Below are 22,569 nucleotides of genomic sequence, written 5' to 3' on the forward strand. Positions count from 1 at the left end.
TTACCGCTCCACAGGAAACTCCACAAAAAAGTTAGAACCCTCTTCGTACTCACTTTCGCACCAGATGTGGCCTTCCATGGCTTCTACATATTTTTTTACGATGGCCAGCCCAAGGCCGGTAGAATCCTCTCCTCCGGTGGGAATGGCACTGAGCTTTTGAAACTTGCTAAAGAGCAGTTTTTGATCTCGGGAGGATATGCCCTGTCCATTGTCGATAACAGAAATTCTGTAATAGTCACCACCTTCGAGCATTTCCAGTTTTACCTCCACTTCTCCCCCAGGTTGGGTGTATTTGATGGCATTTGAAATCAGGTTGCTAATGATCTGATTGAAATAGCCGGTGTCTATCGCAGTGGTAAGGTGAGTAAGGTTTAGCTGTATTTTGTAGGTGATGTTTTTTTCTTTGGCTTGCTGCTCAAAAGCTTCAAACTCCTTTTGGAGCAGTTTGTCCATTTGTACTTCTATATAGTTTACCTCCAGGTCACCTGTATTGATAGCACTCACATTGAGTATGCGTTTGATGAAGTCATCCATGCGGTTGCTGGATTCTACTACATGGTCCATGTATTCTTTTACCTGAGCTTTGTCTTGTTCTTTTTGCATCAGATTGATGTATCCTTTGATGAGGTGGAGTGGATTGCGTAGGTCGTGTGATACCACGCTAATTAGAAAATCCTTTTCATCGTTGAGCTCGGTGAGTTGGCGGTTTTGGCGGTGGAGTTTTTCTTTTTGTTTTTCTATTTCGGTAGTACGCTCGGCTACCTTTTGCTCTAGCGTATCATAGAGTATAGCGTTGTGCAGTGTAATTGCGATCTGGCCCGACAATAGTGAAAGGAGGTCTGTACGCTCAGCGGTGAAGCTGCCCCTGGTGAGGCGGTTTTCCAAATAGATGACACCCAGAAGTTTTTGCTGATGCACTATAGGCATGCAAAGGAGGCTTTCTATGGTATGTGCGAGTAGGTACTCGTCCTTTTGAAAACGCTCATCACTCACCGGCTCATCCAGTAGCACAGTGTGGTGTGTACGTCTTACGTAGTTTACTACGGTGTGTGGTGTTTCGGTGCTATCCGAAAGCGGTATGGGAGGCACCATGCTGGCACCTTCGTCTACAGAGCTAATTGCTGCTAATATCAGTTCGTCGTTTTCGTTAAGGAAAAAAGCTCCGGATTGAGCTCCGGCATTTTGTGTGATGATTTCCAGGAGGGTAGGTATGGCTTTGTTGAGCTGGATCTCGCTGGATATCGTACTGGCAGCTTTTAGTACTGAGCTGAGGTCTAATAGGTTGTTACCGCTGATAGACCCGTAAGAAAAACTTGCTTCTGTAAAGCTAGTTTCTATTTTGCGACTAGCAGGCTCACCGAGGTATGGAAACTCTTCCTTTAGTGTCTTTACTTTGGCTGTGGCACCCCATTTTTGGTAGACTCGCAAGCCTTCGTTTAGGTGGTGGGCCTGCATGGGCTCGTCATAGTTTCGCTGGTAGTGACGTCCTGCACATTCGTGTGCCAAGGCGAGCTCATTCAGATAGTTGCCTTCTTTTGCATGTGTGATAGCCGACGCATATAGTTCTTTTACAGGTTTGGTGGACTTTGTAGCTGACCGGTATTCAGCTTCTACCAGTTCGTACTTGTGTAGGAAATTTTCTGGTGCATGATTTGCCCATTTTTTAAGTTTCTTCAGGCTGGATTTCGCCTGGCGCAGCAGTTTGGGAGATGGGGATTTTAGGTATATCCGTAGCCTGATGAGGGCGTCATAAAAGTGGAAGGTGGCTACATAAATCGTGCTGGTTACATTGCTGAGTAGCCTTAGGGTTTTTTGGCTGCCTTCCAGAGCTTCATTATAGTTGCCAAACAGAAAGTTGAGGTACATTTGATTGTATGCCAAATGAAAGTTTGCAGTGCCGTCTTCTTGTAATTCTTTCTTGTAAGCCTTACCAAACTCTTTGCTGCTAAAGAAGGAGCCTTCCAGAGGCCATGCTGGCTTGTTCGTATCTTTTAGAGCATGGATTCCCTGCATCACAATTTGCATGTACAGCAGATAACTCTCCTGATTGAATGAGGGCATCTTTTCCAGATGAGCAGTGGCATCTTCTAGCAAATCATCTATCCGAATACCGCTTAGTAGCCCCCAGCAGGCTTTGAGAAACGCAGCACTAGCGGCATATTGTGCATCACCCAGCTCCAGTGCGGTGAGGTAAGCCTCCTCATACGGAGCGAGTGCATCGCGCAGAGGTTTTTTCCAGTGATGGATAAAGCCATAAAAAATCACCATGGTTTTGGGTAGTGCCGGGCGGTAGTCCGGGGTGTTTTCCATTAGCTCCAGTGAAAGCTTCCCAAATTCATAGCCAGCGTCATATTCTCCCATTACGCCACATAGAATGGTGCCGTATCCTCCGTAGAATGGAATGCTTTCCATACAGTTTCCATGCTTGAGCGAAAGCTGCACGTTTTTAAAAATGATGAGTGGAAACAGTTTTGGGTAATTGTGATAGGAAGCCGTGCTGATACTGCTCATTGTGTTGATGAGTAGCTCCATGTAGGCATCCTCCATTCTGGGCAATTCCTTAAAAAAGGATGGTTTTTTGCTGCCTATCCGAAGTTTTGTTTTGAGAAAACCTAATAATATATGGTGGTCTTGTGGCCGGGTAGTAAGGCGAATGCCATTTTTCTTGAGGATAGACACTCCATAGTCTATGAGCTCTATGTGTTTACTCTGGGCTATGTAAGACTGTACAAAGATGTTGTGTGTCTGCAGGGTTTCATGCTTGTTTTTGGCTTTGCGAAGGAGTAGGTTTCCGATGCGTTCCATCTCATCGTATTCGGCGAGAATAAAATGACTTTCCATAGCGGCCAGGTGGATGTCAAAAAGCAGCTGGTGGTCTTCAGACCAGTCATTTGTTTGGAGTACATCCAGAGCGATGTTAAAGTGTTTGCAGGCCAGTTCGTTGGCTACTGTGGCTGCGGCTTTTTTGCCAGCAGAGTAGTTGAGGGTGGCTAGGTGTATACGGTAGCCTCTGTCTGGTTTTGGTATGCCGAGGTTGAGCTGATTTACGATAGAAAAAACATGTTGTTCCTGCCAGGATTCATTCGTATTGGCCAGCAGCAATTCTCCAATTCCCTGATGTGCTTTTGCTTTTTCGTTTTCTGGTATGAGTTCATACGCGGCCTGCCGGATGCGATCGTGTGCAAAGCGAAAGATCAACAGGTCGTCAGTGCCCGGCTGGAGGTGGTGAACCAGAGCGGCATCACCATGGCTCTCTTCCACAATGAGGAGTTGCTCTACCACGGCATGCCAGAGGTCTTCCATGATCGCACTTTCTGTATGCACTTGTTGTATACTTTGGAGTGTCTTTAGGTCAAACCTGTCTCCAATACATGCGCCCAGTGTGAGTTGCCTTTGGATACCAGCTGGCATCTTGCGTAGCTTTTCTACCATAAATGCCACTACATTCTCAGTAAAATTGCTCGCTTCTAGTTTTTGTAAATCCCACTGCCAGGCTCCTTTGTGTCCATTTTGTGGAAATTCATACCAGACCAGCTTTTCTTCATAGATAGACTTTAAAAACTGATTGATAAAAAATGGGTTTCCCGCAGTTTTGGTATGTACTATATGCGCCAATGCCCTGGATTTTTCTGGAAGCACAGAAAATGTGTCCGAGACCATAGCGTGTGTGTCTTCAAAATTCAGGTCGTCAAGCTTGATCAGCTGGCTGGAGATGCCCTCCTTTTCCAGGTCTCCAAAAATCAGATGCAGTGGGTGTGTATGATCTACTTCATTGTCGCGATAGGCACCTATAAAATAAAAGTGATCTAAGTCCGGATCTGTGATGAGCTGGCGTAGTAGCTTGAGAGATGCATTGTCTGACCACTGCAGGTCGTCTATAAAAAGGACCAGAGGATGCTCCCTGGTAGCTAGTACTTTTACAAACTGCGTAAAAATATAGTTGAAGCGGTTTTGTGCTTCATTGATACCTAGTACGGGTAGTTTTTTTTGTTTTCCTACGATGAGCTCCAGGTTTGGGATCAGGTCTGTAAGTAGTTTGCCTTGCTCTCCCAGAGCGTTTTGGAGGAGGGATTTCCATCGGGCTAGTTTTTCTTCATTTTCGGAGAGAAGCAGCGATATGAAACTTTGGATGGCTTGTGATATGGCCTGGTAAGGTCGGTCTTTTTGAAACTGCTGGTGTTTGCCTTTGATGAAAAAACCTCGCTTTTGGGTGATGGGTTTGTGGATTTCGTAAATCAGTGAGGTTTTGCCAGTGCCTGATTTTCCTGCTACCAAAGTGATTTCACGCTTGCCACTGCCCAGCGTGCTGATAGCGTTGAGGAGCTGGCTGATTTCCTGATCTCTGCCGTATATTTTTGAGGGCACTCTAAATTTCCCCGACTCATCGTTTTGCGCTAGCTCAAAACCCTGAATTTCTACTTTGAGCGCTGCCTGGTCCAGGCATTTTTGAAGGTCATTTAGCAAGCCCTGAGCAGACTGGTATCTCAGCTCCATGTCTTTTTCCAGCAGCTTTAGGATGATCTGAGAAAATACTTCAGGTATTTGCGGGTTGATATTGGTAGGTGACTCAGGGGCTATGGCCAGGTGTGAATGGATAAGTTCTAAAGGATCGTTGCTTTCAAACGGAAGCTTGCCGGTAAACAGCTCATACAATACCACCCCAAACGAGTATAAGTCTGATCGGTAATCTACGGCGTGGTTTACCCTGCCTGTTTGCTCTGGCGAGATATAAGGCAGGGTGCCCAGTAGCTGGTCACTCATGCCTTTGATATTCAGTTTGATATCTACATTGATGGCAAGCCCAAAGTCTATCAGGATCGTTTCCAGTTGGTCGTTGATCAGGATGTTGTGTGCACTGATGTCCCGGTGGATGAGGTTATGGGCAGTGTGAATTTTATGCAGGGACTTGCCAATCTGAATGGCAATTTTGAGGCAATCAATAAAAGTGGGGCTGTTGTTTTTTCGCCATTCTTTTAGTGACAGGCCGTCAAAGTATTCGAGCACAAGGATGGGCGAGTCGTTCGCTTCGATTAGATCCAGCGCAGCGCGGATACCTTTGCTTCTGACATTTTTGAGGTACTTGTGCTCATTGTATAGCTGAGAGGAGTGCGGGTGTGCATTGAACTCCTCCTTCATCACTTTTAGAATAACCTCCTGTCCATAGGTGTCGTCACTCAGCTGGTAAATGGATGAGTTGAATCCTTCGGCTATTTTGAGTGCTTTATCTAAAAGTTGCATCGTGTATGACTTTTACCCTCCGAGCCAATATGCCAAAAGGGCGCTCAAATATATCCAGATGCCAGCCAAAACCCCGTATTGAATCCCGCTAGCAATGCTATTCTTCGATGAACGTGTCAAAAGGAATGGTAAGGATAATGAGATCAGTCCTTCACAGATGATCACGTAATTCGGAGCATTAAAAATCATGGGTACATTGGCATGGTACCACCACCAGCCGGCATCTTTGGCCAGGTGCTCATAGAGTGGGATATACATGGCGCCTGCTAGCCCCAGCGCTACAGAAGCGATAGGCCAACCTTTCCACTTGCTAAGTAAAATGCCGTAGTAGCCTAATTGTATGAGCACATTGGCCCAGGCAAATGGCATGTACGCCGGAGAGCTCCAGATCATGGCCTCATTGCCAGGGTACACCAGGTTGTTGATGGTTTCTACCAAATAGTGGTCAGTGATAAGTTCTAGAAGCCCTGCCAGTATGCCAAATATCACCAGCTTAATCATGGTGGGATGCCGGAAGACAAGTGCATGGATTACATAAGCTCCAAAAAGTACATAGGAGATGATGGCTGCAGATGCAGGACCTGCTGCGAGTATTGAGCTGGCTATGGACCAGGTCATTAGTATCGCTTGGGTGATGACGATAAACCAGGTGAGGTTTTTAGAAGTTTTCATAGCTTGTTAGTCGTTGGTGAATTGGTCGAGGTTCCAGTTTTTGGTGAGTGATGGAGGGATGAAAAAGCGCACTTTTTTGCCATCATTGTAGTGGTTGATATAGCCCTGAAGCATGTATTTGTTAAACCTGCCAGTGAGCTTTTTTATGATATTGGAATGCTCCGCTTCACTAATTTTTCCAGTAATGATCCTGGAAAGCTTTAAGAGCAAAAAGTCTGATAATCTGTGGTGGTTTTCAATACCTATCATTTCGGAAAGTTGTAGTTCGGTTGCTTTTTCTACATCCTGAAAAAAATACCACATCATGTACTCAGGCACTTCATCGAGCAGGTTTCCTGGCATCATGTGGCGAATAAACGCCAGACAGGACTCAGTAAGCTTCTTGCCTTCCGTAGACGCTGAGGCCTGGTGCTGCAGGATTTTAACGGCTAGTTGCCAGTTGTCTTCATAAGTGTCTGCGAGCAGATCTTCGTCCAGCCCTATGAGGTGGCCTACTACTTTCCAGCAGTGTGTATAAGCTGCTATTTGTCGGTCAGTAAGGTCTATGTTTAAAGCCTTGAGTCCACTGAGAATGATAGGTGAAAAAGACATCAGTGTGCCTGCAAGATCTTCCTGGTTGATGGGCTTGCCAAGGGTGCTGCTGTCCCATCCAGCCGGGTTGTACTTCGGGCTTTGGAGGAAGTGGCGTATAGAAGCATGGATGAGCCGTACTTTTTGGACGGTGATAATACCGCTACCTTCCCCACTGAGGCCTCCCGGCTGCAGTACGTTGATGACCATTTGGGCTGTTTCCATCAGTCTACGCACCAGCGGGTCCATTTTCCCATTGTGCTCCACTAGCCTGCCGGTGTCATAGAGCACACGTGCTCCATGAGCGCAGGTATAGCACATAGGAAGTGATTTTACATTGAGCAGCATAAAGACCTCCGGGCCATACAAGGCAAATACTTCTTCGCCTTCAGAGATCAGCTCCTGGTCTGCCCAATCTGGGAGCTGGCCGGATTTGTCAAAATAGTCGGAGACTGCCTGCTGAATAGCTTCCGGAAAATCTGAGAGTAGCTCCGGGTTGAAGCTTGGATTTCTAGCTAGCTTGATAAAGATTTCATTGATGTGCTTTTCATAGCCCTCATCGATAATGGTTGCCACTACCTCGTCGGCGAGTGGGTCCGTAATTTGTCGCTTCCCCTCCAGAAAGGACGTAGTTAGGTTAGTTGGATCAAACATCAGTAAAGTGAAAAATTAAGGTTAGTCCTCTAAATTAATATCTATTTGGCTGCAGAGAAGAAGTATTGTGTGGATTGGTGAAAAAATAAAAGATAATGTAATTATTTCTAGGTTTGATTGAATGTGAGTCAGAGTGTATGGGGCCATTAAAGCGAGTGAATTATTTTTTTCATCACTTTTTAAGCCCAAAGTGACTTGTCGTCAGCAAAAAAATAGGTGTCTAGGTGATGTTTTGGCTGCAATGGATGATATGGGAGATTGCTGCATTGAGGCGGACAATACCTGCGTTCAGGCGAAAGGTTTCTGCGTTCACCGGGATGATAGTTGCGTTGAGGCGGAAGGTAGTCGCGTTCATGTGGTGGATAGTTGCGTTGTGGCGGAAGGTTTCTGCGTTGTCCGGGATGACACATGCGTTGGGATGGGTAATGCCTGTGCTCAGGCGGAAGGTTCCATTTGGAGGTGCCTTAAGTAATAGTGTAAGGCTTTAACTGAAGCAGCGAACCGCCCCGTTACCTCGCGGTACATCGGTTTTCAAGAAGTAGAATTTCATGGATTTAATGGGGGATGGGAACAGCTATCAATCGTGCTGAAAATGGTTGTCTTTTAAATAAAAAAAGCCCCTACACTCATCGTATAAGGGCTTTAAAGCAGAGGAGGAGGGATTCGAATCGCAACGGCGAACCGCCCCGGTTCCTCGCGGTACAGCGGTTTTCAAGAAGTCAGAGTAATGCCGTTTGAGTTGTGATTTTGCAATGCAATTTTCGCTTGCCTCCCGATTTTGAGTAGATCTCTGATTCCATGAATTGTTTGAAGTTTTCTGCTTAGAAAAGGAGAGGACTCGGATAAACGAAAAAACCCTGACATTTCTGTCAGGGTTTAGGATGCAGAGGAGGAGGGATTCGAACCCCCGGTACCTCGCGGTACAACGGTTTTCAAGACCGCCGCATTCGACCACTCTGCCACTCCTCTGTGTTTATGGTCTTCATCAGTTGATCTGATGATGCGTTTTCGTTGGGAAATTCTAGCAATCAAAACCTACCGTTTTGATTTGTTGAGCTGTTGTCTTCCCTAAATCGGACGCAAATCTAAATTATTCTGAGAAATAGTCAAGCCTTGAGTGAAGAAAAATTAGTTCTTTACAATTACTTGTTGTGAGCCATTGCAAAACTGGTCTACAAATGGCTGTGCTTCCCTGGGTGTGTAAAACATGGCCCGTGAGAAGTCTGTGCATGCTTGAATCTTATTGCCTATGCGTGAATGAGCGATGCCCCGCTGAATAAGGGTAGGCCCATGGGTCTTGTCTTTGGTCAAAATTTCATTGAAGGTTTCTATCGCTCTTTCTGTTGCTCCCATCTCCATCAACGAAACGCCTATTTGGCACTGAACATGGTCTGAGTCAATTTTTACATTAGAAACTTCATTGTAAGCTATGGCATTGCGATAAGCAATTAATGCACGTTTCCAATCCTTTTTAGCTTGATGTACAGCTCCTATATAGTAGTAATAGCTGGATTCGGTGAAGTTTAGAGCCAGAGCTTTGCGCATGGCAGTAAGGGAGGCTTCTAAATTCCCTAATTTAAAGTGGGCTAGTCCAAGTCCGTAGTGTGAATCGGCGGATTCGCTGGAAAAACGAACGGATTTTTCGAAGAGCTGAATCGCACGTGTGTATTCTTTGTGCTCCAGGGCTATTGCGCCCTGGCTAAAAAACTCTTTAGCTTTTTGATCATTAGTACTTTGTCCAAACGTGTAGATGGACAGCAGCAAAAGGAGGGTGGAAATAAATGGTTTCATCTGATAGCGGTTTTAGTTATTTCGTAGGCTAAGGAAATAGCCATAACTAAAGTAACGTGTCTAAGCTGGTAAGGCTATTTAATTACGACGAACCCTCTGATATTGTAGGTAATATGCCGATATGAGACTATAGGTAAAAAACCTAAGCTTTGTTAGTTAGTCCTCATCCAGGTCATAGACTTCTGCCTTACAGGCACGGTCCATGCTGGCGTTGAACTCAAAACCGAGTAATAGTATAAAGGACATAAGCCACTGCCATACCATCAGTGCGATGATGGTGCCTATGGATCCATATACTTTGTTGTAAGTGCCGAAGTTGGCGACATAAAGCGAAAAGCCAAATGAAACCAATACGCAGAGTAGGGTGGCCAAAATGGAACCCATGGAAAAAAAACGCCATTTGTCGTGTATGGCTGGTCCCCAGTAGTAGATAGAGGCGATGGCCAGGTAAAAAGCGATGAATATTACCACGAAACGCAGTACGATGATTAGGTAATAAAGAAAATCTTCAGACAATATGCCAATGTCAATTAGCCAGTTGAGTACAATTTGGCCAACGAGCAGCAGCACGATGGCCATAATCAATGCAAAAGCCAAAAGTAAGGTGAGTAGCAATGCAATCCAGCGAGTTTTGATAAACGACCGGTTTTCTACGGTCTTGTAGCTCATGTTGAAAGTTTTCATGAGTGAGTTTACGCCATTGGTGGCCAGGAAGAGAGCGAAAAGTACACCAAAAGACATAAGCCCTTCACGCCTGATTTGGACAGTGTCGTAAATGGTAGTGGCTGTTACATCAAATACACTTTTGGGTAGAATGTCCTGCAAAAAGTGCAGGATTTCTCCCTGACTCACTGAGGGTATGAATTCGTGAATGAATGGAATCAGTGCAAAAAGGAAAATGATTGCAGGGAAAAGTGAAAGTGTAAAGTTGAAAGCCACTCCATAGGCTTTTTCGAAGAGTTGATTGTCTCCTACTTTGTCAATAAAGATGATTAAAATGCGATACAGCGACGTTTGCCCACCACGAAGCTTGATGCTTTTCAGAAAAGACACTAGCCGTATGTACCAGCCAGTGTAGCGTAGGTGCCGATGTAAAATAACGCGTTTTCTCACTTAAAATAGGGTTCAAGTAACTCGGCTAGTTCGGTAGGAATGCGTGTAGCTCTTCCAGAATCCATTCGCATGAATACCAGCTCGGTTTCTCCAGTATTAATTAGACTTCCGTCCTGATTGGTAACCTCATAGTGAAATTTGATACGGGCGCGTGGAGCCTCTGGGATGGTCACTTTTATAGTAAGGAGGTCATCATACTTGCCAGGGCGCTTGTAATTGATATTTAGCGAAAGCACAGGCATGCCTATGCCCATTGCTTCGAGCTCCTTATAGGGAAATCCTAAGGCTCGGAATGCCTCCACTCGGGCTACTTCATAGTACATGGCGTAGTTGCCATAGTAGACATACCCCATCTGGTCTGTTTCGGCGTAGCGTACCCTGATGGCTATTTCGTGCTGATACATGCTAACGATAGATCCTTTGCTGGTTCAGTGCTCGCTGAAACCTGCGAGCGTTTACATTGTGCTGAGAAAGCGTTTTAGCAAACACATGGTAGCCTGAAAAATCTTCCTTTGCACAAAAATAAAGGTAGTTATGTTCTTCCGGATTTAAAACAGCTTCCAATGCTGCAATGGAAGGCATTCGGATTGGTCCCGGGGGTAAACCTTTGTATTTATACGTGTTGTATGGGGATTCAAAGGCTTTGTCTTTATTCAAAATACGACGGATAGAAAAGTCACCTATCGCAAATACGAGCGTTGGGTCAGCGTCTAGTTTGATGCCTCGCTCCAGCCTGTTGAGGTAAACTCCCGCTATCGTTGGGGCTTCACTCATTTGGTTGGTCTCAGCATCTACTATCGATGCTACAGTGGCCACTTCTGTGCGCGATAGTCCCAATTTGTCGGCCTTGGCCTGTCTTTCGGTAGTCCAAAACCTGTTGTACTCGGAGTGCATTCTATCGAGTAGTTCCTGTGCGCTGATGGTCCAATACACTTCGTAGGTGTTGGGCAGAAACATGGCTATGAATGTCTCTTTTGTAAATCCGTATGCCTTGGCCACGCTATCAGATTCTAGAAGAGGAGCCATCTCTGTGGAGTCTAGCTGTATGGTGGAAGTCAGTTTGGGTGCCAGCTCCTCTATTTTTCGTGCGTTGCTAAAGGTGAGCTTGACGGGGGTTTGCAAGCCCGCTCTCAGGAGGTTGATTGCCTCCGTGTTGCTCATGTCTGCTTTGAGGAGGTACATGCCTGGCTTGATGTGCGTGTCGTACTCTTTTAGCTTGGCTAGCAGACTAAAAGATACCGCGTCATTGATGATGCGTTCGTCGTAGAGGCGATTTCGCAATTCGGTGAAAGTAGTGCCATCAGGAATGGCAAACATGCGGTCCTGCTGGTCTACGAGTATATTAGGGGTAAAGAGTATTTGATAGCCGTAAAAAGCAAACGATGATAACATCACTGCAAATACGATCATAAAGGTCGCTATTAGCTTCTTTTTTTTCATCCTTGATTTTGAATTTGCCGCAAAGGTAGGGAAGTGATAAATAACCTTGCCATTAATTATAAGTTGAAGAGCGTGTCCCTGTCAGTGATACCTCTGAAACTTAAATAGAATGCTGGAATCACAATAGTGGGATTGTCTGGTTTAGCTCAGCCTGTAGTGGTGCTGTCAAAATTCAATTGTATATGATCCATTTCAAATAAGAGAATTTCAACTTGTATCAGAATAGATTGATATCTTTTCGTTCTGAGCATTGAAAAACAATTCACTAAGCCTGCAATTATAACTCTGATTAGTTCTCTTAAAAAATTCGAGCAGATTAAATAAATTTCGCTCGCCGGCACCTAAGATATTTGAGACTTAGTGAGTAAATTCTGATAATTACGGTAAATCATACTAATCATAGTTGTATAATCATTACGAATTATGGCTGCAGAACTCATCAAATTGTACCCAGAAAACCCAGAGGAAAAGAAGATACGGCATATAGTAGATGTTTTGCGAGATGGGGGTCTCGTCATCTACCCTACAGATACGGTATATGGTGTAGGGTGTGATATTTTCAATAGCAAGGCGCTGGACCGGCTCAAGCTGCTCAAAGGCATCAAAGGCAAAGACCTAAACCTTTCGTTTATCTGCTATGACTTAAGTCAACTTTCAGAATATGCCAAGCATGTAGATACCCCGATTTTTAAACTGATGAAGAAAAGTTTTCCGGGACCGTTTACCTTTATTTTGGAGTCATCCAGCAAGGTGCCCAAGATATTGAATGTCAAAAAGAAAACTGTGGGTATTCGGGTGCCTGATAATTTGATTCCCCGAGACATTGTGCGCATTCTTGGAAACCCAATCATCACTACCTCCATTCATGATGAAGACGAAATAGTGGAATACTCCACTGACCCTAGTTTGATATATGAGGAATTTGAAAATCATGTAGACATCATAATAGATGGAGGGTTTGGTAGCAACCAACCGAGTACCGTGGTAGACTGTACAGGGGATGAGCCAATAATTATTCGCCAGGGAATGGGCGATATTTCGCAATATTTGTAAATGCAAAAAATCGTTATTGAGCCACACTACCTTGGTTCACTCGAGTATTTCATATTGCTCATGCGGTCTGATGAGGTGATACTGGAAGTGTGTCAGCATTTTACCAAGCAGACATATAAAAACCGCTGCTATATACTCACAGATAAAGGTGAAATGCCGCTTTCTGTGCCCGTCCAGTATGGAAATCGTACAGCAATAAAAGATGTGCGTATAGATCATCGTCAGAGTTGGGTGAGGCAACACTGGGGAGCGTTTTATTCAGCTTATGGAAAGGCGCCATTTTTTGAATACTTTCATGATCACTTTCGAAATATCTGGGAGAAAAAGCATGGTTTTTTGGTAGACCTGAATGTAGAAATGATGACAATGTGTCTGAAAATCTTACAATGTGACAGGTCGTTTGAATTCACTGAAAATTTCACTCGTCGAGTGAAAACGGAATTTATTGACCTTAGAGAGTACATCCTACCGAAAAAGTCTTTTCAGGAACGCAAAATATATCTACCTTTTCCCTACACACAGACGTTTGGCAATAATTTTGTCAGTAACCTTAGCATCCTGGATCTGATCATGTGTGAAGGTCCGCAGGCTTCTGAAGTGCTGGCCAGGTCAGTAGCGTCGGGAGGTGAACAAATATGAAAATTTATGTGTTGGTTTAACTCAGTCGATGTGAGGTTTTCATTCACATAAATTTTAAATTTACTTAACGAGTACTCATTCATATAAATCCATTTTATGGAAGCGAAATTTTCAAATAGAGTAAAGGAAGTGATCTCTCTGAGCCGCGAAGAAGCTTTGCGATTGGGGCACGATTACATCGGCACAGAGCACTTGTTGCTGGGTATGATACGCGAAGGAGAAGGTGTGGCGGTGAGTCTTCTGAAGAAACTCGGTGTTTCTCTGGAAGAGCTGCGCTCAGCTATAGAGCAGGCTACCAAAGGTACAGCTACCAGCAATGTGAAAAATCTTGCAAATATCCCACTGACAAGGCAATCTGAAAAGGTTCTGAAAATAACTTACCTCGAAGCAAAGATTTTTAAAAGTCAGCTCATAGGTACAGAGCACTTGCTCCTTTCGATTCTTCGAGATGAGGATAATCTGGCTACTCAAATATTGGACAAGTTTGATGTAAGCTACGATGTTGTAAAGGAGCTATTGGAATACCAGACAGAAAACCCGCTTGCTCAGTCAGATACGGATGACGGAGATGAGGATTCAGGAAAGATTTTTGGCGGATCCTCATCAGGAGGAAGTGGCGCCGGACGAGAATCAGGCAAGGGTAGTGAGAAGTCACGTACTCCAGTGCTGGATAATTTTGGTCGTGACCTTACCAAACTAGCTGAAGATGATAAGCTAGACCCTATAGTAGGTCGCGAAAAAGAAATAGAGCGTGTAGCTCAGATCCTGAGTAGAAGAAAGAAAAACAATCCTATACTTATAGGTGAGCCTGGTGTGGGTAAAACTGCCATAGCTGAAGGTCTGGCATTGCGTATCGTTCAGAAAAAAGTGTCTCGAATCCTTTTTGGCAAGCGAGTGGTTACGCTTGATCTGGCTTCTCTGGTAGCAGGCACCAAGTATAGAGGGCAGTTTGAGGAGCGCATGAAAGCTGTGATGAATGAGATCGAGAAATCACCAGATGTGATTTTGTTCATAGATGAGCTGCACACCATTGTGGGTGCTGGTGGAGCTTCTGGCTCTCTGGATGCTTCGAACATGTTTAAGCCGGCACTTGCACGTGGCGAAATACAATGCATCGGAGCTACTACTTTAGATGAGTACCGTCAGTATATTGAAAAAGACGGAGCGCTGGCTAGAAGATTCCAGATGGTAATGGTAGATGCTACTACACCAGAGGAAACCATGCAGATTCTGGACAATATAAAAGACAAATATCAGGACCACCACCATGTGAACTATACCAAAGAAGCTATAGAAGCATGCGTGACTCTGTCGGATAGATACATTAGTGATCGCTACCTGCCAGACAAGGCTATAGATGTACTCGATGAAGCTGGTGCAAGGGTGCACATCAACAATATCAATGTGCCGCAGCAAGTGGTTGATCTCGAAGAGCAAATTGAGGAAATCAAGAAAGAGAAAAACCGGGTAGTCAAAAGTCAGAAATACGAAGAAGCTGCTCAGTTAAGAGACAAGGAGAAGAAACTGCTTGCTCAACTAGACGAGGAGAAATCCAAGTGGGAAGAAGAGACCCGCACAAAGCGCTATGAGGTAGACGAGGAAAACGTGGCTGAAGTGATAGCGATGATGACAGGAATCCCTACCAAGCGTATAGCTCAGAATGAAAGCGTGAAACTGCTCGCGATGAAAGAAGATCTGGGCAAAAAAGTGATAGGTCAGGATGATGCTATTAGTAAGCTGACCAAAGCCATTCAACGTACGCGAGTGGGTCTCAAAGATCCCAAGAAGCCCATCGGGTCATTTATATTTCTAGGGCCTACAGGCGTGGGTAAAACAGAGATGGCTAAGATGCTATCCACTTTCTTGTTTGACAAAGATGATTCGCTGATTCGCATCGACATGAGCGAATACATGGAGAAATTCTCTGTGTCTCGCCTTGTGGGAGCGCCTCCGGGCTATGTAGGCTATGAAGAAGGTGGTCAGCTTACGGAAAAAGTACGCCGAAAGCCTTATTCTGTAGTGCTACTAGATGAAATCGAAAAAGCACACCCTGATGTGTTTAATATCTTACTCCAGGTGCTGGATGATGGTATACTCACAGATGGATTGGGTAGAAGAGTGGATTTTCGAAATACCATCATCATCATGACTTCCAATATCGGAGTTCGTGATTTGAAAGATTTCGGTGCTGGGATAGGATTTGCTACGGCTGCTAAGCGTGAGGGTGCGGATGAAGCCATGAAGTCTACTATTCAAAATGCATTGAAAAAAGCATTCAGTCCAGAGTTTTTAAATCGATTGGATGATGTTATCGTCTTTAATTCACTGGAGCGAAGTGATATTCATAAAATCATTGACATATCGCTTAGAAAGCTTTTTGTCAGGATTACAGATCTAGGCTATACAGTGGAGCTTACTACTAAGGCGAAGGATTTCTTGTCTGACAAGGGTTACGATCCTCAGTATGGAGCAAGACCGCTCAACAGGGCTATCCAAAAATATTTGGAAGACCCTGTAGCTGAAGAAATCCTGAAAGGAGAAATTCAGGAAGGCGATACGCTAATAGCCGATTGGGACGGCAAATCTGATGAACTTCACCTTAAGCTAAAGAAGAAAAAAGTAAAGGAAGAAGATAAAGAAAAGTAGAAAAAAGGGCCGAGAGGCCCTTTTTTTATGCCTTATCTGCTTTTGATTAGTTGATTTTGAATGATTGTGTAACCTTCTGGTTAATTTTTAGGTTTATAATATAAACCAGTTTATGTTTGGATAAAAAAAGAGACATGAAAGACAAAGCACTTACACATGAAGAAAGCCTCAATATGATCACAGCTATGATCCGGCAGGCAAAAAGCAATTACCAAAAAGGGGGGAGTTTTTACTTCTTACTCTGGGGGTGGGTAGTGATGTTAGCCAATTTCGCGCACTATTACTTTTTAAGTTTTACCAGTTTTGAACATCCATACATCGCTTGGCTTGTTACTATTCCAGCTGGGATTGGTTCTGCGATCTACGGTGCAAGACAGAAACAACAGGCAGGGGTGACTACTCCTATGGAGCGTTTGTATGGTCACGTGTGGGCAGCTGTGGGTGTGGGCATCATTCTGGCCCTGATGTTCATGCGCCAATTAGACTTTAATCATAGCGCCGTTATTTTGCTCTTAGCAGCGATCGGTACCTATATTTCAGGTCAAATGTTGCGGTTCAAGCCACTGGTTTTTGGTGGAGTTGCATTGCTACTCGCTTCTATTCTAGCTTTTAATGTGCCGGTGGTTGATCAACTACTCGTTGGTGGAATTGGGATTTTAGCAGGATATTTGGTGCCGGGCTATTTACTTAAAAACAAGGAAAAATGACAGGTTTTAAACCACTGGACCCACTTTTACATTCTCAATTGAGGCTGGCTGTGATGAGTTTGCTGATCGGTTTAGATTCTGCAGCTTTTACTTATATCAGAGAAAAGACAGGAGCTACCGCAGGAAATTTGAGTGTGCAGCTTGATAAGCTGAGTGAAGCAGGGTATATCGAGATAGAGAAGGGATATAATGGTAAAAAACCAGTGACAACCTGTAAGATAACTGCTCAGGGTGTAGAAGCATTTGAAAGCTATGTAAATGCCTTGAAAGAATACATCGGTTAATTTTTTTGAAAATAAAGTTTATAAAATAAAGTAGTTTATAATGAAAGTAATGTTGTTAGGATTGATTCTGATGGGCTTCTCAGGTCTTCAGGTGCAGGATTTCAAGGAAATCAGTCAGTTAAAGGTATCCAGGTTTGGCTTTATGGCCGGAAATTGGGAAGGTGAAGGTGCTATGACTCAGGGGCCTGGCACAGGGACAGTCACTCAGGTGACCGAGGAGGTATATTTTGATGTAGATAGTACGGTTTTGGTTTTTCGGGGGATTGGTAAGTTGGCAAGTGGTGAAAAGGTGCATGATGCCTTAGGTGTACTTTATTATGACCATTTCAAAAAATCTGTAAAGATCAATACGTGGGTGTCTAAAGGAATGCACACACAAGCTTCAGTGGAGTGGCTTGGGGATCAGCATTTTCGATGGTTTTTTGATGCAGGCCCCGATCGGGAGATTCGCTATACCATTCGGGTGAAGGATGACATATGGCATGAACAAGGTGAAATCAGTACCGATTCGGACGATTCCTGGACATTGTTCTTTGAAATGAAACTTTCAAGAGTTGACTAGTAGGCTCCGAGGTATTTTCTCATAAACCACTCCGCTGAGAACACGAATGTTATGATCAGTATGATCCACCAGTTTCTTATCAGGGGGAAAGATTCTTTTTCTGTAGTGATCAGGTTTTGAAAGTTGGCTGATTCTAGTTCACGTAAAAGGCCGTTTCGCTCACTAAAGTGAAAAAACTGTCCTCCTGATTTGTTAGAAATACTTTTAAGTGCGTTGTGATTGGCGGTAAGGTTAATGTTTTCTAATTGGATATCGCGTACAGCGAAAGATCCAGAACGGCTGGCAGGTTTGCCATTGATGGTTGTGGAGGCCCGGTAGCTGTAAATGCCAGCAGGCATGCTTCCTAAATTGAAACTGCTACTCCCCTGGCTGTCTACCAGCTCGTGTACTGATGCGTTGCCCACATCATCAGTGACTGTAAGCGTGATTTTGTTGCCATAGATTCGTTCATAGATTTCGCTGTAGACTTCTGTGTCTATCATCACGCGTTCACCTATTGTGTATTGCTCATCTCGCGGTTTTACCCGAAATCTATCTTTGTTTTCCTTTATGCTGAGGTATTGCACCGTTTTCACTATCAGCTCATCAAACAATTCCGCTTTTTCTTCAGTGGCAGCCTCCTGCAGCCTCCATTTCCAAATACCACTACCAGTGGTTACGGCAGTTTTTTGACCTCCTCTGGATGCAAAAGCCATCAGCGGCCTATCCGTAGTTACGCTTCCGATGGTTTGGAAAAGCAGGGCTTCTGCTATGTCTGATAGCTGATATGTACCAAAAGGAGCCTGTATTGGCGGATAGGTGGTAAATAGCTCCACTAGCTCTTCGTTGAGTTCAAATTTGGAGAAAGCGGTGTTGTAGGCACCCCTTACCAGATCTTTTTTATTGCCTCTGGTTTGGATCGAAACTACGTCTGCAAGTTGGTTGGTGAGGCTGGCCCTGGTCCGCGGACCAAAAATATACCACTTCCCGTCTGACTCAAAATTGCCATAGTTTACCCCACTAAATGCTTGATGCTCGATGATGAGGTCGTATTTTAGCAGGGTTGGTTTTTCGGTAAGTCCGGGTATAAAAACAGACGTTTCGTAGTTGGAAGCACTGGCAATAGCTTGCCTCAAGGCGCTGATGTCTGGATGTGGAGCTGGGGCTAAAATTAGGATTTGGTCTTTTCCTTCTATCACATCTATGTAGATGTCACGCACGTTGTTTTCTTGTGAAGATTCTCCAGGTAAGCTTTCGCAGATTAGCGTTAGTCTTCTAAATCCTGCATCGTTTGCCTGCAGTAAAAAGTCTGTTTCTACAATGGGAGCCGTGAGCTTGAGGTTTTTTGATGCCAGGGTTTGATTGCCCTCTTTTATGGTAAGTGTGATTTGCTCTCCTGTAAAACCTTTTTGATACAATGTCACCATTACAGGAAACTGGTTGCCCTGATAGGCAACCTGATTGTTGCGCACATTTCTAATGGCAATATCTTTAGGGGGGATGGTGTCTCCTAGTCCTAGTGTATAGATAGGTTGGTTGTAAGTTAAGAAAGCCGGCGATTGCCCCTGATTATAGATGCCATCTGATGCGAGTATAATCGCAGAGAGGTTGTGGTCTTCGTAATCATTTTCGATTTGTCGGAGTAGTGCGCTGATATTGGATGTTTTGCCGTCAAATGTGAGCGAATCTGAAAAGTGCCCGGACATAGGCTGCACGGCTACACTATGTTTTGAGCTTAGCTGCTCCTTTAGGTTTAGAACCCAGGAGTTAATGTCATTTGCAGTAGCGTTGGTGTTTCTCATGAGTATAGACTCTGAGTTGTCTACAGCCAGCACTACCAGAGGCTTGGTGGTCTCATTGATAAAGAGCTGCAATACCGGGTTGAGTAATAGCAATAGGATTAGAAAAATTCCTGTAAGCCTCAGGAAACCCAATAAGATGTTGGCCTTCTTGCCCCAGGGACGGCTGGTTTTGGAGTAGAGCAGCACAGAAAGCCCACCTGCCAGCAGTACAGCAGCAAATACCCAAACAGGAGAAACATCTAATGAATACCAGCTATTTTCCATACAATAAGTGATAGGAGCCGAAGGCTTGTGATACCAACGGCTCCATCAGTGTTGTGTTTTATTTAGTGGGGTTAAATTAGGTGAGCATACCGCCATCTACCTGAATCACCTGTCCAGTGATATAGGCAGACATGTCAGAGCCCAGGAAAACGCACGCATTGGCTACATCTTCTGGCTGACCGCCACGCTTGAGCGGAATAGCATCTCTCCAGCTTTGAACAGTTTTTTCGTCCAGAGCATCTGTCATTTCGGTTTCGATAAATCCAGGAGCAATCACATTGCTACGCACACCTCTGGAGCCGAGCTCCAGTGCTACGGATTTAGTAAACCCTACGATACCTGCTTTAGATGCTGCATAATTGGCTTGACCTGCATTTCCCTTTACACCTACTACAGAAGACATATTGATGATGGATCCTGTTTTGGCTTTCATGAAAGTTCTGGCAGCAGCTTTTACAGTATTGAAGCATGACTTTAGGTTTACATTCATGATCTCATCCCAGTGCTCTTCTGACATTCTCAGCAATAGATTGTCACGAGTGATGCCGGCATTGTTGATGAGGACATCTAGTCCTCCGAAATCCGCCACTACTCCAGAGATGAGGTCCTGTGCTGCTTGAAAATCTGATGCATCTGACCGGTATCCTTTTGCTTGTATGCCAAAGGCTTCCAGTTCTTTTACGAGCGCTTCGCCCTTCTCTACGCTGGATAGATAGGTGAAAGCTACATTGGCTCCATTTTCAGCATATTTTAGCGCTATTGCTCTACCGATTCCTTTTGATGCACCCGTGATTAGTGCTGTTTTTCCTTCCAGTAATTTCATGTGTTACAATTTTGATTCTTGCTGTCTACTGTGGACAGCTTAATTGCTGGTTTTACCAAATTAAAAATAATGTGCTCATTTATAAATCTGCGATGTGCAGAATATCCATAAGCCTGGTTTAGACTTGGCAAAATAACTACTTAGTGGCTAAAAGACCTTGTGTCAACAGCTTTAAAATCATCTGCATGATTTTTGAGTGATGGGTATTATGTGTTGGACTCATCTGGAAAAATATCTAAACAATGACTTTTCTTATTTTTCAGTAGGATATGGGGGATGTGATCCATTTATAGAAAGGGTACTCCAGCGAGTTTTAGACAGGCACGGGCTGGTATTGGACCATGAAGCAGAGCTTTGCTTTACAGAAAACCAGATGGAAGCAAGCCAGCAGTCTATTTTAATCAGCAACTGGCCTAATAAGCACGTGGCTGGATGGTGTAAAGCTCCTTTTGCAGAGTATAACCTGTTAAATACAATGTTTTACGGGCAAATGCTGGTTGTAGCCGAAGGGAAGCAGATGAAGGCACCTGCCGTGGAAGCATTTGTAGGCAGGGGTGAAGATTTGAAGGATACCCTTGCAGATTTTCTTGATGGTTTGATAACCAGTTTTCGTCAGTTAGTGGAGGCAGCTTACCACCAGGATAATGAAGCGGTTCGGTTTATAGCTCATCGCATGCAGTCCAGTCTGGGGTACTATCCTGTAGGTGATTTATCACCCTGTCTTCGGGAGTTGGAGGAGGGGCAGCTGGTAAGTCACGAAGACTTGTTGGGTGAGGTTTTTGATCGCATTCATACGCTATTCGCCTCGCTGGTCAATGAATACTTCTAGATCGTATTTTTTTATTTTGTCATACAATGTAGACCGATCGATATTGAGCAGTCTGGCTGTTTTTGACTTGTTGTAGTTTGTTTTTATCAGCGTTTCTTTAATCATCGTTATTTCTCGGTTTTGTTTCATCGACTTAAGGTCGGCTTTAGATTCTAGAGCAGACCGGGTGCTAAGAAAATCAGGCAGACTTGCAGGGCTTAGGCTGGTGCTTTTTTCCAGCAATACGGCTCGTCGGATCACATTTTTTAGTTCACGAATATTGCCTGGCCACCTGTAGTTTTTAATGAGTTGTTTAGCTTCAGGGCTAATCGAGGTGACGTTTCTGCCAAACTCCTGGTTGTAAGTTTGGATAAACTGCTCCACAAAGTCCATTAAGTCTTCGGAGCGTTCACGCAGTGGAGGGATATCTATTTGAAACTCATTGATACGGTGATACAGGTCTTCTCGAAAATTTTCGGAGGATGTTTGTTCACCCAAAGGCTCATTGGTGGCAGCTATGATGCGTACATCTACTTTTTGGGGAGTGGTGTCTCCTACTTTTCTTATCGTTCGCTCTTCTATGGCGCGGAGCAGTTGTACTTGTATGTCATAAGACAGATTGCCAATTTCATCCAAAAACAGGGTGCCAGTATTGGCAGCACTAAACTGGCCTTCTTTGTTGCTTGTTGCCCCAGTAAAAGCTCCTTTTACGTGGCCAAAAAGCTCACTGCCTGCCAGGTCTTTGGACAATGCGCCACAGTCTACTGCTACAAATGGTTTATCACTTCGTGTGCTATGGTCGTGAATATACCTGGAAAGGTATTCTTTACCTGTGCCACTTTCTCCGAGGATCAATACTGACAGGTCAGTTTCTGCCACAAGGTGAGCTTGTTCCAGGGTTTGCTGAAAGGCAGCGCTTTTGCCTTTTATAAAGTCAGGTTTCGACGAAGGTGTGCTGGTTGGTTTTTGTGTTGGTTTTGGGGATGATGTGGCTTCCTCAATGATCCGAAGGAGTTCTTCATGGTCTATGGGTTTGGTGATGTATTCGTGTGCTCCTTTTTTCATTGCAGCCACGGCACTTTTCACCTGCCCAAAGGATGTCATTAAGATTACGGGGAGTTCTTTTTTTATGGTCTTAATGGTCTCTAGTAGTGAGAGTCCATCTTCGTCGGGGAGCCTCACATCTGTGAGTATGAGGTCTGGCTCTTCTTTGTCCAGGAGTCTTTTGGCTTCCTGGGTAGAGTGTGCGCGTATGGGGGTATAGTTGTTTCGAGCCAAATATTTCCCAAGCATAGACGCAAATGGTCGGTCATCTTCTACGATCAATATTTTCACAATATTCATACAGCTTAGTCCTGCGCATCCAGCTGCCAAATATTGCACCAAAGCAAAATAGTGATGCTTAACTGCCCAGAGAGACCTGTTGGGCTTTTTGCTTTTGCCAATTTGATTAAAGTGTTTTCAAGAATGAGAAAGAAAAAAGCCCGCCCACATGAGTGAGCGAGCTTTTCGGGATACAGGTGT

Annotated in this window: 18 protein-coding genes and 1 tRNA gene; 7 read left to right on the forward strand and 12 right to left on the reverse strand. The window is 44.3% G+C overall.

Going from position 1 to position 22,569, the window contains the following annotated elements:
* The 9 genes from C7460_RS09405 to mltG form a co-directional block, all read right to left on the reverse strand.
* A complete protein-coding gene (locus C7460_RS09405; RefSeq protein WP_115867843.1) occupies positions 1–5,238 on the reverse strand; it encodes an ATP-binding sensor histidine kinase in 5,238 nt (1,745 codons plus the stop codon).
* A 12-nt stretch (positions 5,239–5,250) separates the two neighbouring features.
* A complete protein-coding gene (locus C7460_RS09410; protein ID WP_115867844.1) occupies positions 5,251–5,910 on the reverse strand; it encodes a DUF6989 domain-containing protein in 660 nt (219 codons plus the stop codon).
* A gap of 6 nt (positions 5,911–5,916) precedes the next feature.
* Positions 5,917–7,134 carry an oxygenase MpaB family protein gene (locus C7460_RS09415; protein WP_115867845.1) on the reverse strand — a complete coding sequence of 406 codons (1,218 nt, stop codon included), beginning with the start codon at positions 7,132–7,134 and terminating at the stop codon, positions 5,917–5,919.
* Positions 7,135–7,354: 220 nt separating this feature from the next.
* Positions 7,355–7,489, reverse strand: coding sequence for a hypothetical protein (locus C7460_RS24370; protein WP_262511848.1), 135 nt, complete (start codon positions 7,487–7,489; stop codon positions 7,355–7,357).
* 529 nt (positions 7,490–8,018) lie between these two features.
* A tRNA-Ser gene (locus C7460_RS09425) sits at positions 8,019–8,103 on the reverse strand.
* Between the two features lie 159 nt (positions 8,104–8,262).
* Positions 8,263–8,925 carry a tetratricopeptide repeat protein gene (locus C7460_RS09430; RefSeq protein WP_115867847.1) on the reverse strand — a complete coding sequence of 221 codons (663 nt, stop codon included), beginning with the start codon at positions 8,923–8,925 and terminating at the stop codon, positions 8,263–8,265.
* A 156-nt stretch (positions 8,926–9,081) separates the two neighbouring features.
* A complete protein-coding gene (locus C7460_RS09435; protein ID WP_115867848.1) occupies positions 9,082–10,038 on the reverse strand; it encodes a YihY/virulence factor BrkB family protein in 957 nt (318 codons plus the stop codon).
* Positions 10,035–10,442, reverse strand: a complete 408-nt coding sequence (locus tag C7460_RS09440) for an acyl-CoA thioesterase (protein WP_115867849.1) — start codon at positions 10,440–10,442, stop codon at positions 10,035–10,037. Before C7460_RS09440 ends, C7460_RS09435 begins: the two co-directional genes overlap by 4 nt.
* 1 nt (position 10,443) lies before the next feature.
* Positions 10,444–11,478 (reverse strand): endolytic transglycosylase MltG, encoded by a 1,035-nt coding sequence (mltG, locus tag C7460_RS09445; RefSeq protein ID WP_115867850.1) that lies wholly within the window; start codon positions 11,476–11,478, stop codon positions 10,444–10,446.
* Between the two features lie 423 nt (positions 11,479–11,901).
* Between mltG and C7460_RS09450 the strand changes: the two genes are divergently transcribed.
* The 6 genes from C7460_RS09450 to C7460_RS09475 all read left to right on the forward strand — a co-directional run bounded on the left by C7460_RS09450 (position 11,902) and on the right by C7460_RS09475 (position 17,369).
* Positions 11,902–12,531, forward strand: coding sequence for an L-threonylcarbamoyladenylate synthase (locus tag C7460_RS09450; RefSeq protein ID WP_115867851.1), 630 nt, complete (start codon positions 11,902–11,904; stop codon positions 12,529–12,531).
* The gene (locus tag C7460_RS09455; RefSeq protein WP_115867852.1) at positions 12,532–13,170 is read left to right on the forward strand and encodes a WbqC family protein; all 639 of its coding nucleotides are present in this window, start codon (positions 12,532–12,534) and stop codon (positions 13,168–13,170) included.
* Positions 13,171–13,266: 96 nt separating this feature from the next.
* Complete coding sequence (locus C7460_RS09460; protein ID WP_115867853.1) at positions 13,267–15,816, forward strand: ATP-dependent Clp protease ATP-binding subunit; 2,550 nt, start codon at positions 13,267–13,269, stop codon at positions 15,814–15,816.
* 134 nt (positions 15,817–15,950) lie between these two features.
* Entirely contained in the window at positions 15,951–16,523 is a 573-nt protein-coding gene (locus C7460_RS09465; protein ID WP_147302901.1) for a DUF92 domain-containing protein, read from the forward strand.
* Complete coding sequence (locus C7460_RS09470) at positions 16,520–16,807, forward strand: winged helix-turn-helix domain-containing protein (RefSeq protein ID WP_115867855.1); 288 nt, start codon at positions 16,520–16,522, stop codon at positions 16,805–16,807. The genes C7460_RS09465 and C7460_RS09470 overlap by 4 nt, the downstream gene beginning before the upstream one ends.
* A 40-nt stretch (positions 16,808–16,847) precedes the next feature.
* On the forward strand, positions 16,848–17,369 hold the full coding sequence (locus tag C7460_RS09475) for a hypothetical protein (RefSeq protein WP_115867856.1): 522 nt from the start codon (positions 16,848–16,850) through the stop codon (positions 17,367–17,369).
* On the opposite strand, the gene C7460_RS09480 is transcribed toward C7460_RS09475, so the two are convergent.
* A complete protein-coding gene (locus C7460_RS09480; RefSeq protein ID WP_115867857.1) occupies positions 17,366–19,414 on the reverse strand; it encodes a hypothetical protein in 2,049 nt (682 codons plus the stop codon). The two genes, C7460_RS09475 and C7460_RS09480, sit on opposite strands and share 4 nt — an antisense overlap.
* A 76-nt stretch (positions 19,415–19,490) precedes the next feature.
* Positions 19,491–20,237 carry a 3-oxoacyl-[acyl-carrier-protein] reductase gene (fabG, locus tag C7460_RS09485; protein WP_115867858.1) on the reverse strand — a complete coding sequence of 249 codons (747 nt, stop codon included), beginning with the start codon at positions 20,235–20,237 and terminating at the stop codon, positions 19,491–19,493.
* A gap of 208 nt (positions 20,238–20,445) precedes the next feature.
* Between fabG and C7460_RS09490 the strand changes: the two genes are divergently transcribed.
* A complete protein-coding gene (locus tag C7460_RS09490; RefSeq protein ID WP_147302902.1) occupies positions 20,446–21,066 on the forward strand; it encodes an Hpt domain-containing protein in 621 nt (206 codons plus the stop codon).
* Here the strand turns inward: C7460_RS09490 and C7460_RS09495 are convergent.
* Positions 21,034–22,389, reverse strand: coding sequence for a sigma-54-dependent transcriptional regulator (locus C7460_RS09495; RefSeq protein WP_317127694.1), 1,356 nt, complete (start codon positions 22,387–22,389; stop codon positions 21,034–21,036). The genes C7460_RS09490 and C7460_RS09495 overlap by 33 nt on opposite strands.
* Positions 22,390–22,569: the final 180 nt, after the last annotated feature.

The sequence above is a fragment of the Marinoscillum furvescens DSM 4134 genome, from assembly GCF_003386095.1.
GTDB classification, from domain to species: Bacteria; Bacteroidota; Bacteroidia; order Cytophagales; family Cyclobacteriaceae; genus Marinoscillum; species Marinoscillum furvescens.